Origin of the sequence: Saccharopolyspora indica (assembly GCF_027853965.1) — a bacterium.
In the GTDB taxonomy this organism is placed as follows: domain Bacteria; phylum Actinomycetota; class Actinomycetes; order Mycobacteriales; family Pseudonocardiaceae; genus Saccharopolyspora; species Saccharopolyspora indica.
Window position 1 is genome coordinate 108,978 of sequence record NZ_JAQGLB010000014.1, and the last position, 12,550, is coordinate 121,527.

Sequence of the window (12,550 nt, forward strand, 5' to 3'; positions counted from 1 at the left end):
CCACCCAAAACGAGCCTGGAACCGCTTAATGGGTGCGGAAGCGCTCTTCGAGGGATTCGACGAGCTTGCGCCAGACCTCGACCTCGGCGTCGAACGGTCCGCTCGGGGGCAGCCGGTTCGGGCTGGGGCGCAGGACGAAGGAGACCAGCCAGCCGAGCCGCTCCGACGGCTGGAGCGCCTTCTCCACGCTGTTGTCGCCCGCCCAGGCCGCCGCGTCCATCAGCAGCTCCTCGGCCAGGTCCAGCTGCGTCGGGTCCACTTCGGACGGTCCGCTGCCGAGGTCGGCGTCCAGGCCGGTCAGCACGTAGGTGTTGTCGTCGTCGACCTCGACGTCGAGCTCGCCGGCGGTCGCCTTCTCCCGCACCTGCGCCCAGGTCGAGACCCGCTCCAGGTCGGTGCCGGTGATCGCGTCGTCGTCGGCGACGAACCGGGCCAGCGCGCGGGCGCTCGGGAACACGTCGATCTTCCCGTCGCTGCCCAGGAAGACCGGGTCGTCGTCGAGGTAGCAGCGCAGCGAGTAGTGCTCGCCGGTGCTGGTGATGATGCGGATCGGGTCGATGCCGACTTCGCCCCAGAAGCCGAGCTCGGCCTCGTCGAGCTCGTCCACCTCGGACTCCTCGGCGGTGCCCGCCGCGTCCTCGTCCTCCGCGTCGGCCTCCAGCACCTCGGCCAGCTCGGCTTCGGCGGTGGCGACCGCATCGGCGGGCACGTCGGGGGTGGTGACCACGGCGTCGATGGCGTCGAGCACCTCGTCCCAGCGCTCCACGACGACCTTGCACAGCTCGGTCCAGCGGCGCTGCCCGTCCTTGCCGGAGAAGGCGAAGGTGCCCTGGTCGAGCAGGGCGAACCCGTCGGCGGAGTCCAGCACCTCGTGCACCGCGTCCAGCTCGCAGACGTCGGCGAGCGAGCGGGCGATCTCGACGATGTCGGCGAGCTCGCCGACGGTCCAGGTGTCCAGCGGCTCCGCCACCAGCTCCGGAACGCCGACCAGGTCGTACTGGTGGTCCTCGTCCGGGCTCAGGTCCTCGGCGGCGAGCTGGGGCACCACGTGCCACGCCGGGTGGTCGTCGAGGTCGTGCTCCCGGGCGGTGCGCACGAACGCCGCCAGGTGAGCGGGGTCGGGGAATGCGTAGAGGTCGTCCTCGTGTCCGAGGAACGCCTCCCACTCCTCGCCGTCCTCGCGCCAGCGCGGCGCCCACAGGGTGACGACGTCGCCCTGCGGCAGCCCGAGCTCGATGGGGACGATGTCCTGCGCCATCTCTCTACCTCCGGTCACCGAACCAGACCTCGCGGAAGCCTACGGGTTGTCCGTTCACAGCGTGTTCCCCGGTCCGGCTGTCACCGTATCGAGCCCGTGGTGTGCAACGGTCGACGGAACAATTCGTAACGATCAGTCGTCGGAATGGCGATCGTGTCCCAATGGTGTTGCTCTGTTCGGCTCAGCGATGGCCCCGGTCGGGGGTGAGGTCACCTTTGGCGGTACCCCTCCGGAGCCTTCCCGGTGACCATGATCGGAATGGATGTCGCGGAACTGTGGTCCGAAATCGTGCGCTGGTTGTCCGAGCACGCACCGGTCACCGCAGCGGCCTTGCGCCCGCCCGTGCCACCACCGGACCTGGCCGAGCTGGAGGCGGAGTTCGCCGTCGAGCTGCCCGCGGAGCTGCGTGAGCTGTGGCTGTGCTGCGGCGGCACCGGGGCGGACGTGCTCGCCGACGTCCTGCCGCCGTTCTACACGCCCTACAGCGCGCTCGAAGCGCGCCAGGCGTGGCGCGACCACCGCAAGCACTGGGCGGCGCAGTGGGAGCGCCCGGCCTGCGACTACTACGCCGGTTCACCGGGCTCGAGCTTCCACCCGGCCTGGATCCCGATCGCCGGTGACGGCTTCGCCGACGAGCTGGTGGTGGATCTGCGCCCGGGGCCGCTGCACGGCTGCGTCCTGGAGTGGGAGCAGGAGGCGTCGCAGGTCCTCCGCCCGGAGTGGAAGGGAGTCGCGGCGATGCTCGCCGACGTCCGCCGCTCCCTCGTCGAAGGGGTCCCGGCGGGCCACAGCTACCCGACGGTCACCGAGGACGGCCGCCTCGACTGGCAGATCCGCTGACTCACCCGGCCTCGGTGCGATCGCCCAGGGGTGAGCGGAGTGACCCGTTGATCGTGAGCGGGCGCGTGATCGTGAACTCGACCTCTTCTCCGTCCATTTCGGGGTCGTCCCGGTGGGCGTAGTGGAAGTCGGCGAGCTCGGCGTCGGTCATTTCTTCGGGGTGCTTCGACACGGTTGAACCTCCTGTGCGCTGGTGGTGGGGCCTCGTTGAGCTGCGGTTATGACAGCGCAAGGCCTGGTTTCCCGGTTGGGTGCTGGTTCGGCGTTGCCCACTAGTTTGCGACGCCTACTAGTTGGTGTTACGTTGTTGGCATGGCGGACAGGACGATCTCGGGGCGGCAGGCGCAGTGGCTGCGCGGCGTGCTCGACCTCGCCGTGCTGGCCCTGCTGGCCGAGGGCGGCGAGGGCTACGGCTACACGCTGCTGCAGCGGCTCGCCGAGGCCGGGTTGCCGGGGATGAAGGCCGGGACGCTCTACCCGCTGCTCAACCGGCTCGCGGCCGATGGGCTGCTGAGCGCCGAGTGGCGGGCTGGGGAAGGCGGTCCCGGGCGCAAGTTCTTCGCGCTCACCGACGAGGGGCGCGCGGCGCTCGCCGAGCAGGGACCGAAGTGGGTCGAGTTCGCGAAGAACTCGATCTCCGTTGTGGAACGAGGGGTGCAGTCTTGATGACGTTGGACGCGAAGTACCGCGACGAGTTGCTGCTCGCGCTGCGGATGCACGAGATCTCCGGTGAGCGCGTGGGGGAGGTGCTGGCCGAGGTCGAGGCGCACGTGCGGGAGACCGGGGAGGACCCGGTGGAGGCATTCGGCAAGCCCCGCGAGTACGCCGTGCAGGTCGCCGCGCAGCTGGACAGCAGCACCGGCAAGCGGTCCACGATGGAGGTCGCGATCAGCGCGCTGGCCACCGCGGCGCTGGTCATGTTCGGCTCGGAATTCCTGCTGGAAGCGCTGTTCGAGCCCTCCGGCGTGGTCACCTACACGATGAAGGACACCGTCGCGCTGGTGTCCTTGCTGGTGCTGATGGTCGTCGGCGTGATGCTGATGTTCAAGGCGTACACCGCGCAGCGCGGGAACAAGGTCTACGGAGGTGCCGCGGTGGCAGCGTTCGCCCTGGGGATTCTGGTGCAGTTCGCGTCCGGCCGGTTGCTCGACGACGTGACACCGCTGTACGAGCTGCCGAGCTGGCTCGCGATCGTGCTCGGCTCAGTGCTGCTCGTGGGTGCGATCACGCTCCTGGTGCGTGCCACCCGCCGGGGCCGGGTGGTGTACCCGAAGGTCAGGTGAGCGCGGAGACCTCCGGCGTGTCGGGCACCCGACACGCCGGAGGTGTCTTCGACCTCCCTTGAGATCGCGTCAGGTGCCGACGGGGTGCCAGACGGTCTTGACCTCGGTGAAGGCGCGGAGGCGCTGGAGGTCCGGCTCGCGGGTCCAGTCCGGTTCACCTCGCACCGGCAGGACCCGCTTCACCGTGTCCGCCGCCGCGCGGGCCAGTTCGGGGCGCAGGTCCGCCGGGGCCCCGGTGGGGTCGAGCGCGTTGACGTCGGCGTGCGAGGCCAGCCACGGGCCTAGTTCGGCCGCCCGGCCGGTGAGCACGTTGACCACGCCGCCCGGCACGTCGGAGGTGGCCAGCACCTCGGCGAAGGTGACCGCGGGCAGCGGCTTGTCCGCGCTGGCCACCAGCACGCAGGTGTTGCCCGCCGCGAGCACCGGCGCCACCACGCTGATCAGGCCGAGCAGCGCGGACTCCTGCGGCGCGAGCACGCCGACCACGCCGGTGGGCTCCGGGACGCTGAACGAGAAGTACGGGCCGGCCACCGGGTTCGCCGCGCCGAGCACCATCGAGATCTTGTCCGTCCAGCCCGCGTACCAGACCATCCGGTCGATCGCGGTGTCCACCGCGGCGTTCGCCTGCGCGGTGGAAAGCCCCTCGGCGGCGGCGATCTCGGCGGCGAACTGGTCGCGCCGCCCCTCCATCACCTCCGCGACGCGGAACAGCACCTGGCCGCGGTTGTAGGCCGTCGCGCCCGACCAGCCGGCGAACGCCTTGCGCGCTGCGGCGACCGCGTCGCGGACGTCCTTGCGGGACGCGTGCGCGGCGTTGGCCAGGAACCCGCCGTCGGCGCCGTGCACCGGGTAGACCCGGCCGGACTCCGAGCGCGGGAACGACCCGCCGATGTAGAGCTTGTAGGTCTTGGCCACGGCCAGCCGCTCCGGGGTGTCAGACATCGAGGTACGCCTCCAAACCGGCCCGGCCGCCCTCCCGGCCGAATCCGGACTCCTGGTAGCCGCCGAACGGGGCGGTCGGGTCGAAGCGGTTGAAGGTGTTGGCCCACACCACGCCGGCCCGCAGCTGCTGCGCCGCCCACAGGATCCGGGAGCCCTTCTCCGACCAGATCCCGGCCGACAGGCCGTACGGGGTGTTGTTGGCCTTGGCGATGGCCTCGGCCGGGGTGCGGAAGGTCAGCACCGACAGCACCGGGCCGAAGATCTCCTCGCGGGCGATCCGCATCGACTGCTGCACGCCGGAGAACACCGTGGGGGCGAAGAAGAACCCGCGTTCCGGCAGCGGGCACGGGCTGGTCCAGCGCTGCGCGCCCTCGGCGTCCCCGCTGTCGGCCAGCTCGGTGATCTTGGCCAGCTGCTCGGCGGAGTTGATCGCGCCGACGTCGGTGTTCTTGTCCAGCGGGTCGCCGACCCGCAGCGTCCGGACCCGCGCCCGCAGCCGCTCCAGCAGCTCCTCGGCGATCGACTCCTGCACCAGCAGCCGGGAACCCGCGCAGCAGACGTGGCCCTGGTTGAAGAAGATCCCGTTGACGATGCCCTCGACGGCCTGGTCCAGCGGCGCGTCGTCGAAGACGATGTTGGCGGCCTTGCCGCCCAGCTCCAGGGTCAGCTTCTTGCCCGTTCCGGCGACGGTGCGCTGGATCTGCTTGCCGACCTCGGTGGAGCCGGTGAAGGCGACCTTGTCGACACCGGGGTGGTCGACCAGCGCCGCACCGACGTCACCGGCGCCGGGCAGGATGTTCACCACGCCCGGCGGCAGCCCGGCCTGCTGGCAGATCTCGGCGAACACCAGCGCGCTCAGCGGCGTGGTCTCGGCGGGCTTGAGCACCACGGTGTTGCCGCAGGCCAGCGCCGGGGCGATCTTCCAGGCCAGCATCAGCAGCGGGAAGTTCCACGGGATGACCTGCCCGGCCACGCCCAGCGGGCGCGGGTCCGGGCCGTACCCGGCGTGGCCGAGCTTGTCGGCCCACCCGGCGTGGTGGAAGAAGTGCGCCGCGGCGGTCGGGATGTCGGCGTCGCGCGATTCCTTGATCGGCTTGCCGTTGTCCAGCGTCTCCAGCACCGCGAGCTCGCGGCCGCGCTCCTGGATCAGCCGGGCGATGCGGAACAGGTACTTCGCGCGCTCGGCGCCCGGCATCGCCGACCAGGTCGAGTCGAAGGCGCTGCGCGCCGCCCGCACCGCGGTGTCCACATCGGACTCGTCGGCGCTGGAGACCTCGGCGAGCACCTCACCGGTGGCCGGGTCGACGCTCTTGAGCGGCTCGCCGCCGCCGTCGGTGAACTCGCCGCCGACGAACATCCGGTAGCTGGGCTTGAGGTTCGCGACGTCCCGCGATTCCGGGGCGGGTGCGTACTCCCATGGGCTTTCGGTCATCAGTCCACCGCCACGTGGTCGGGGCCGCTGTAGTGGCCGTCGAGCTGGGTGCGCCGCTGCATCAGCAGGTCGTTGAGCAGGCTGGACGCGCCGAAGCGGAACAGCTCCGGGGTGAGCCACTCCGGACCGGCGACCTCGTGCACGGCCACCAGGTAGCGGATCGCGTCCTTGGTGTTGCGGATCCCGCCCGCCGGTTTGACGCCGCGCAGCTCGCCGGTGGCCTCGCGCCAGTCGCGGACCGCCTGCAGCATCAGGTGCGTCACGGGCAGGGTCGCGGCCGGGGAGACCTTGCCGGTGGAGGTCTTGATGAAGTCACCGCCCGCCAGCAGCCCGAGCCAGGACGCGCGCCGCACGTTGTCGTAGGTGGCCAGCTCGCCGGTCTCCAGGATGACCTTCAGGTGCGCGTCCCCGCAGGCCGCCTTGACGGCCCGGATCTCGTCGAAGACCTGCCCGTAGCGGCCGGCCAGGAACGCGCCGCGGTCGATCACCATGTCGATCTCGTCGGCCCCGGCGGCCACCGCGTACTCCACGTCGGCGAGCTTGACCGCGCGCGCCGCGCGGCCGGACGGGAAGGCGGTGGCGACCGAAGCGACGTGCACGCCAGTGCCCTCCAGCGCCTGCACCGCGGTGGCGGCGAGGTCGGAGTACACGCAGACGGCGGCGACCGGTGGGGTGTCCGGCCGTTCCGGGTCGGGGCGGCGGGCCTTGGCGCACAGCGCCCGGACCTTGCCCTCGGTGTCGGCGCCCTCCAGCGTGGTCAGGTCGACCATCGAGATCGCGGTGTCGATCGCCCAGCGCTTGGCGTCCTTCTTGATGCTCCGGGTCGCGAGCCCCGCGGCCCGCTGCTCCAGCCCGACCTGGTCGACGCCGGGCAGGCTGTGCAGGAACCGCCGGAGCGACCGGTCGTCCCGGACCGCATCGGAGAGCTCGGATGAACTCGGCGACTGTGCCATGCCCGGGAGTCTAGGTGCCCGGCTCGCCGGACCGCCGGGCCTGGAGCGATCACGCCAGCTCCGGCGTCAGCGACCGCGTCAGCGGCACGTCAGGGCGGTGTCACGAGCGGCGCCCAGAGTTGGGGGGCATGACGACGAAGAACAGCGCCCGGACGACCACCTCGACCTGGACCGGCGTGGTGCCGGTGGACGACACGGAGCTGGCGGTCACCGACAGCGGCGGTAGCGGTGTCCCGGTGGTCTACCTCAACGGCCAGTTCGCCACCCAGGGCTACTGGCGGCGGGTCCTCGCCGAGCTGGGCCCCGGCTTCCGGCACATCACCTACGACGAGCGGGCCAGGGGCAAGTCGAAGCGATCGGCGGACTACTCCTTCGAGACCGCCGTCCGGGACGTCGACGCCGTGCTCGCGGCCAGGGGCGTGGAGCGGCCCCTGGTGGTGGGCTGGTCCTACGGGGCGTTCGTCGCGGCGCACTGGACCAGCCGGAACCCGGACCGCGCACTGGGCGCGGTCATGGTCGACGGTGCTCAGCCGTACGACTGGCTGGACGAGGCCATGGAGCAGCGGATCCGGAAGCTGTTCAAGCGGCTGAGCTGGGTCATGCCGCTGGCGCGCCCGACGGGCCTGGCCCCGCGGATGTCCGCCGAGCAGATGGCGGAGACCAACATCGAGCTCGGCCAGGTGGCCCGCGAGCGCGCGCTGGGGCCGGTGCTGGACGGCATCACCGTCCCGGCGCGGTACGTGCTCGCTTCGGGCACGTCCTTCGGGAGCAGGGGCGACGAGCAGGAACGGCTCCGCGTGGCGCTCGGCGCGGTGACCGCCCGCAACCCGAACATCGAGATCAGCGCGAAGGTCGCGAGCAACCACGGTGCGATCCTGCGCAAGGACTCCCGGGCCATCGCCGACGCCGTGCGCGAGATCGCGGCCCTCGACCGCGCAGGTCGCTGAGCCGGTCAGCGCCCTCCGTCCCGCGGCGCGGAAGAGGCGGTCGGCCCCGGCATACTGGGCGCAGGCTCGGACCGGACGGAGGGCGCATGCTGATCGGAGAGCTGGCGCGGATCAGCGGGGTCGACGCGCGGTTGCTGCGGTACTACGAGGCCCAGGGGCTGCTCGAACCCCGGCGGGGCGCGAACGGCTACCGCGAGTACGACGAGAACTCGGTCGTCGTGGTGCGGCAGATCCGCGCCCTGCTGGAGGCGGGGTTGTCCACCGAGGTGATCCGGGCGGTGCTGCCGTGCGTCCGCGGCGAGCTGCCGGAGTTCGACTGGTGCGTGGACGTGCGGGCCATCATGGACCGGGAGCTGGCCATCGCCGAGGAGCGGATCGCCGAGATGGAGCGCAGCCGCAGCAACCTGGCCGGTTTCCTCGAGAAGTCCTGAATCACGGAGCGACCAGCGGTTCCGCCTGGTGCGCCCGGTGCAGCAGCTCCAGGAACTCCGGCGCCGCCGGGAGGTCCGCGCCGTCGATCCGGTGCACCGCGATGCCCGGCGTCCAGGAGTTCATGACCACCGCTCCGGCCAGTTCCGGGAGGTCGGCGGGCCGGATCTCCGCGGTCCGCTGGGGCGCGCCGAGGTTCTCCAGCTGCCTGCGGACGGTGGCCATCATGGTTCCGCCCAGCATGTCGGCCTCGGGCCACACCACCGCTTCGCCGTCCCAGAAGGCCAGGTTCCAGATCGACGCCTCGCTGAACCGGCCCCGGCGGTCGAGGAAGGCCGCGTCGTCGAAGCCCTGCGCCACGGCTCGCCGCAGGTAGTGCGTCTTGGCCACCTCGCCCACGTGCTTGAGCTCCGGCAGGGCGCGTTCGTGCTCGACGGTGATCAGCGACAGCGGGCCGGTGGGGCCGGAGGCCGCGGGCGAGGTGCGGACCAGGACGTCGAGCGTCCCGTCGGCCGCGGTGAACTCGCCCGCGGTCGAGTAGACGGTGGCGAGCAGGGAGTGGTCGGCGGGCGAACCTTCGACGGCCGTCCGCAGGTGGGCGCGGACCTGGTCGTCGGGCAGCGCCTGGCCGAACATCGTCAGCGAAGCGTTCCGCAGCCGCTCCAGGTGCAGGTCGAGTCCGCGCACGCCGCCGTCGCGCACCTGCATGGCGGTCATGTGCGCGAATCCGGCGAAGGCCAGCGGCGCCAGCTCCTCGGCGGTGGCTTCCCGTCCGTTGCGCTGAACGACGAAGAACGACATCGGTGACTCCTGAGCTCGTGTTTCCCGTTTGGGCTCGGGGAGGACGCTAGGGCCTCCAACCGGTTGGAAGGTCAACCCGCGGTGCGCCGGATCACAGCTCGGGCATGCTGGTCACCGATGCACACCTCGTGGGATCCGGCCGCACCGGAAGAAGTGCACGAGCTGTTCGCCGGTCTGGCGGCTCCGTGGTGGCTGGCCGGCGGCTACGCCGTCGAGCAGGCGCTCGGGCGCTCGCTGCGCGAGCACGGCGACATCGACGTCCTGGTGCTCCGCCGCGATCACGTGGCCGTGCAGGAAGTCCTGCGCGGGTGGGAGTGGTGGGCCGCCGATCCGCCGGGAGTGCTGCGGCCGTGGCGAGCCGGGGAAGTCCTGCCCACCGAGGTCTGCGACGTCTGGTGCCGTCCGGCGGCTGACCGGCCGTGGCGGATCCAGGTCATGATCGACGAGTCCGACGGCGAGTGCTGGACCTCGCGGCGCAACCCGCGCGTCCGCCGCGAGGTGCGCTCGATCGGCCGCACCGGCGCGAGCGGAATCCCGTACCTGGCGCCCGAGATCCTGCTGTTCTACAAGGCGAAGGACACCCGGCCCAAGGACGAGACCGACTTCGCGGCCCTGCTGCCGCTGCTCGGTCCGGATCAACGCCGTTGGCTGGCCCGGGCGATCAGCCAGACCTGCGGGGACCATCCTTGGCTGGCGCACGGCAGTCTCGGCTGACATGCGAAGGTGGGAGCTGACGGGCCGGAACCGGGGGTGGGGCGATGAACAGCGAGCAGTTGCTGGCGCTGCTGTCCGCCGTGGGGCACGCGCAGCGCCTCCGGATCATCGCCGAACTCGCCGACGGGCGGCTGTACGTCAGCGAGCTGGCGCGCCGCCTCGGCATGTCGCGGCCCCTGCTCTACATGCACCTGGAGCGCCTGGAGAAGGCGGAGCTGGTCGCCGGCAACCTGGAGCTGTCCGCCGACGGCAAGGCGCTCAAGTACTTCGAACTGCGTCCGTTCGAGTTCACCCTCGACGTCGACGTCATCCGCGCGGCTTTGCAGGAGTCCGACAGCTCGGAGCGGTCGGACGGGAAGGGGACCCGGACATGACCGGAGAGGTCGTCGGCATCGTCATCACGCTGATCGCTGTGGCCGGCATCACCACGATCTTCGTCGCCTACTTCGGTCTGCAGCGGCACCGGGCGGACGCCAAGGCGCTCGCCGAGTACCGGGAGTTCGCCGAGCAGGCCGTTGCCGAGCAGGAGGAACTCCGCGCCGAGCTGGCCGAGGTGCACGAGCGCCTCAAGTCCGTCGAGGGGCTTTTGCGCAGCATCGACTGAAAGCGCCGAGCGCGCAGCACGTCGAGCGGGAGGAGCCGGGGCCGGCTCCTCCCGCTTTTTCATCCCCGCAGGTCAGCAGGTGAGTTGACGGCCCATGCCGTCACCTGTAAGTCTCAGATTACAGGTGAAAACCGACTGAGGGGTTGAACGGGTGAAGAGGCCGTCGGTCACCGTTTCGGTGGCGAGGTGGAGCGCAGCGCACCCGGGGCGCGCGCTGATCGGCTGGGTGGTGTTCGTCGCGCTGTGCCTCGGGATCGGGAGCCTGGTCGGCACGAACAGCGCGACCAGCGAGGACTACCGGGTGGGAGAGGCCGGGCGGGCCGAAGAGCTGGCCTCCGGGGCCGGATTGCAGCGCCCGGCGACCGAGTACGTCACGATCTCCGGCGGTCCCGAAGCGCCCGCGGCGGCCGAGGAGCTGACCGGTCTGCTGCGCGCGCAGCCGGTGGTCGCCGGAGTCGCGGCGCCGATCCGCTCCGCCGGCGGCGTGCTGGTGGTCGAGGTGTCGATGCGGGGGCCCGAGCTGGAAGCCCGGAAGCACCTCGACCAGCTGACCGCGCAGACCGAGCGGGTGCAGCGGAACTACCCGGGCCTCGACCTGGAGCAGACCGGCAGCGCCTCGATCAGCAGGGGCGTGGACGAGCAGCGCGGCAGCGACCTCGCGCTGTCCGAGGCGATCACGTTCCCGGTCACGCTGATCACGCTGCTCGCGGTGTTCGGCTCGGTGCTGATGGCCGGGGTTCCGCTGCTGCTCGCGATCACCTCGATCGTGTCCGCGATCGGCCTGTCGATGGTGGTGTCGCACCTGATCCCGGACGCCGGGGTGGGCAACAACGTGATCATCCTGATCGGCATGGCGGTCGGCGTGGACTACGCGCTGTTCTACCTCAAGCGGGAGCGCGAGGAACGGGCGAGAGGGCACCTCGATCCGGCGGTGGTGGTCGGGCTGGCCGCCGAGACCGCGGGCCGGACGGTCGTCGTCTCCGGGCTCGCGGTGATCGTCTCCACCGCGACGCTCTACCTGGCCACCGACATCGTGTTCGCCTCGCTGGCCACCGGGACGATCACCGTGGTGCTGGTCGCGGTCGTCAGCTCCATCACCGCGCTGCCCGCGCTGCTGGTGCTCATCGGCCGCCGCGCCGCGAAGCGCCCCGCCAAGCCGGAGAAGGTCCGAAGTGGACGCGTGTGGGACGCGATCTCCCGGCCGGCGGCGGAGTACCCGGTGCGCACGCTGTGCCTCTCGGTGCTGGCGATGCTGCTGCTCGCGCTCCCGCTGCTGGGCATGGAGATGCGGGTGCTCAACCGCGACAGCCACTCCCGCGACATCCCGGCGTTGCAGGTCTACGACCGGTTGACCGCCGAGTTCCCGCAGCTGCGCACCCGGCACGACGTGGTCGTGGCGGCGGCGCCGCAGGACGCGGCGGACGTGCGCGCCGCGCTGGTCGACCTCGGGCGCCGGGTCCAGGGAGATCCGCTGTTCGGCGAGGTCACCGCCCCGAAGACCGGGCCAGGCGGCCGGGTGACCGCGGTGCAGGTGTCGGTCCCGTTCAACCCGAGCGCCGAGCAGGCGGCGCGGTCGTTGACGCACTTGCGCGCGGACTACCTGCCCGCCGTGACCGGGCGCGTGCCCGGCGCGGAGGTCGTGGTCACCGGGGACGTCGCGCGCGACGTGGACTACCTGGCGCACCAGAACGACAAGCTGCCGGTCGTGGTGATCGCCTTGCTGCTGCTGACGTTCGCCGTGACGGTGCTGGTGTTCCGCTCCGTGGTGATCGGGCTGGTCGGCGTGGCGCTGAACCTGCTGTCGGCCGCCGGCGCGATGGGACTGCTGGTGGTGTTCTTCCAGCACGGGCTGGCCACCGCCCTGTTCGGCTTCGATCCCAGCGCGACCAGCGCGATCGGCTCGCGGGTGCCGCTGTTCCTGTTCGTGATCCTCTTCGGGCTGTCGATGGACTACCAGATGTTCGTGGTGAGCCGGATCCGCGAAGCGGTGCTGCGCGGGGTCCCGGAGCGCGACGCCGTCCACCTCGGCGTGCACCAGTCGGCCAAGGTGGTGACCAGCGCGGCGATCGTGATGACGACGGTGTTCGCCAGCTTCGTGTTCCTGCACCTGGCGGAGATGAAGCAGATCGGCTTCAGCCTCGCGGTGGCGGTCCTGCTGGACGCCTTCGTGATCCGCGTCCTGATCCTCCCGTCGGTCCTGACGCTCCTGGGCCGAGCGGCCTGGTGGCCCTGGAAGCCCGGCGCGCACGAGGAACCCACCACGGTCCGCACGCCACTGCCGATCAGTTGAACCGGGCCCGTGAGCACTTTGTGGGGCTATCACCCCGAAAAGTGCTCACGGGCTTGT

The 12,550-nt window shown here is 71.3% G+C and carries 15 protein-coding genes; 9 read left to right on the forward strand and 6 right to left on the reverse strand.

The genetic code is table 11. The features are described from left to right. Positions 1-25: 25 nt before the first annotated feature. Positions 26-1,258 carry a primosomal protein gene (locus tag OU416_RS27050; RefSeq protein WP_270929837.1) on the reverse strand — a complete coding sequence of 411 codons (1,233 nt, stop codon included), beginning with the start codon at positions 1,256-1,258 and terminating at the stop codon, positions 26-28. A 258-nt stretch (positions 1,259-1,516) separates the two neighbouring features. Here OU416_RS27050 and OU416_RS27055 point away from each other — a divergent pair, with 258 nt between their 5' ends. Continuing rightward, the gene (locus tag OU416_RS27055) at positions 1,517-2,098 is read left to right on the forward strand and encodes an SMI1/KNR4 family protein (RefSeq protein ID WP_270929838.1); all 582 of its coding nucleotides are present in this window, start codon (positions 1,517-1,519) and stop codon (positions 2,096-2,098) included. A 1-nt stretch (position 2,099) separates the two neighbouring features. Here OU416_RS27055 and OU416_RS27060 read toward each other — a convergent pair whose 3' ends face one another. Next, a complete protein-coding gene (locus tag OU416_RS27060; RefSeq protein ID WP_270929839.1) occupies positions 2,100-2,270 on the reverse strand; it encodes a hypothetical protein in 171 nt (56 codons plus the stop codon). Between the two features lie 140 nt (positions 2,271-2,410). Here OU416_RS27060 and OU416_RS27065 point away from each other — a divergent pair, with 140 nt between their 5' ends. Together OU416_RS27065 and OU416_RS27070 are read left to right on the forward strand one after the other, a co-directional pair. Further along, entirely contained in the window at positions 2,411-2,764 is a 354-nt protein-coding gene (locus OU416_RS27065; protein WP_093157256.1) for a PadR family transcriptional regulator, read from the forward strand. After that, entirely contained in the window at positions 2,764-3,381 is a 618-nt protein-coding gene (locus tag OU416_RS27070; protein ID WP_270929840.1) for an HAAS signaling domain-containing protein, read from the forward strand. Before OU416_RS27065 ends, OU416_RS27070 begins: the two co-directional genes overlap by 1 nt. A 69-nt stretch (positions 3,382-3,450) precedes the next feature. Here OU416_RS27070 and OU416_RS27075 read toward each other — a convergent pair whose 3' ends face one another. From OU416_RS27075 to deoC, 3 genes are read right to left on the reverse strand one after another with little or no spacing between them, the layout of a single operon-like run. Further along, a complete protein-coding gene (locus OU416_RS27075) occupies positions 3,451-4,323 on the reverse strand; it encodes an aldehyde dehydrogenase family protein (RefSeq protein WP_270929841.1) in 873 nt (290 codons plus the stop codon). Then, the gene (locus OU416_RS27080; protein ID WP_270929842.1) at positions 4,316-5,755 is read right to left on the reverse strand and encodes an aldehyde dehydrogenase family protein; all 1,440 of its coding nucleotides are present in this window, start codon (positions 5,753-5,755) and stop codon (positions 4,316-4,318) included. The genes OU416_RS27075 and OU416_RS27080 overlap by 8 nt, the downstream gene beginning before the upstream one ends. Continuing rightward, positions 5,755-6,708 carry a deoxyribose-phosphate aldolase gene (deoC, locus tag OU416_RS27085; RefSeq protein WP_270929843.1) on the reverse strand — a complete coding sequence of 318 codons (954 nt, stop codon included), beginning with the start codon at positions 6,706-6,708 and terminating at the stop codon, positions 5,755-5,757. Before deoC ends, OU416_RS27080 begins: the two co-directional genes overlap by 1 nt. Before the next feature lie 128 nt (positions 6,709-6,836). Here deoC and OU416_RS27090 point away from each other — a divergent pair, with 128 nt between their 5' ends. Both OU416_RS27090 and OU416_RS27095 read left to right on the forward strand, forming a co-directional pair. Then, positions 6,837-7,655, forward strand: a complete 819-nt coding sequence (locus OU416_RS27090) for an alpha/beta fold hydrolase (protein ID WP_270929844.1) — start codon at positions 6,837-6,839, stop codon at positions 7,653-7,655. A gap of 86 nt (positions 7,656-7,741) precedes the next feature. After that, a complete protein-coding gene (locus tag OU416_RS27095; protein WP_270929845.1) occupies positions 7,742-8,086 on the forward strand; it encodes a MerR family transcriptional regulator in 345 nt (114 codons plus the stop codon). Position 8,087: 1 nt separating this feature from the next. On the opposite strand, the gene OU416_RS27100 is transcribed toward OU416_RS27095, so the two are convergent. Next, positions 8,088-8,885, reverse strand: a complete 798-nt coding sequence (locus OU416_RS27100) for an aminotransferase class IV family protein (RefSeq protein ID WP_270929846.1) — start codon at positions 8,883-8,885, stop codon at positions 8,088-8,090. Positions 8,886-9,002: 117 nt separating this feature from the next. Here OU416_RS27100 and OU416_RS27105 point away from each other — a divergent pair, with 117 nt between their 5' ends. The 4 genes from OU416_RS27105 (at position 9,003) to OU416_RS27120 (ending at position 12,493) form a co-directional block, all read left to right on the forward strand. Continuing rightward, a complete protein-coding gene (locus OU416_RS27105) occupies positions 9,003-9,599 on the forward strand; it encodes a nucleotidyltransferase domain-containing protein (protein WP_270929847.1) in 597 nt (198 codons plus the stop codon). 44 nt (positions 9,600-9,643) lie between these two features. Next, positions 9,644-9,973 (forward strand): ArsR/SmtB family transcription factor, encoded by a 330-nt coding sequence (locus OU416_RS27110; protein WP_270929848.1) that lies wholly within the window; start codon positions 9,644-9,646, stop codon positions 9,971-9,973. After that, a complete protein-coding gene (locus OU416_RS27115) occupies positions 9,970-10,203 on the forward strand; it encodes a hypothetical protein (RefSeq protein WP_270929849.1) in 234 nt (77 codons plus the stop codon). Before OU416_RS27110 ends, OU416_RS27115 begins: the two co-directional genes overlap by 4 nt. Positions 10,204-10,354: 151 nt before the next feature. Then, positions 10,355-12,493 (forward strand): MMPL family transporter, encoded by a 2,139-nt coding sequence (locus tag OU416_RS27120; RefSeq protein WP_270929850.1) that lies wholly within the window; start codon positions 10,355-10,357, stop codon positions 12,491-12,493. Positions 12,494-12,550: the final 57 nt, after the last annotated feature.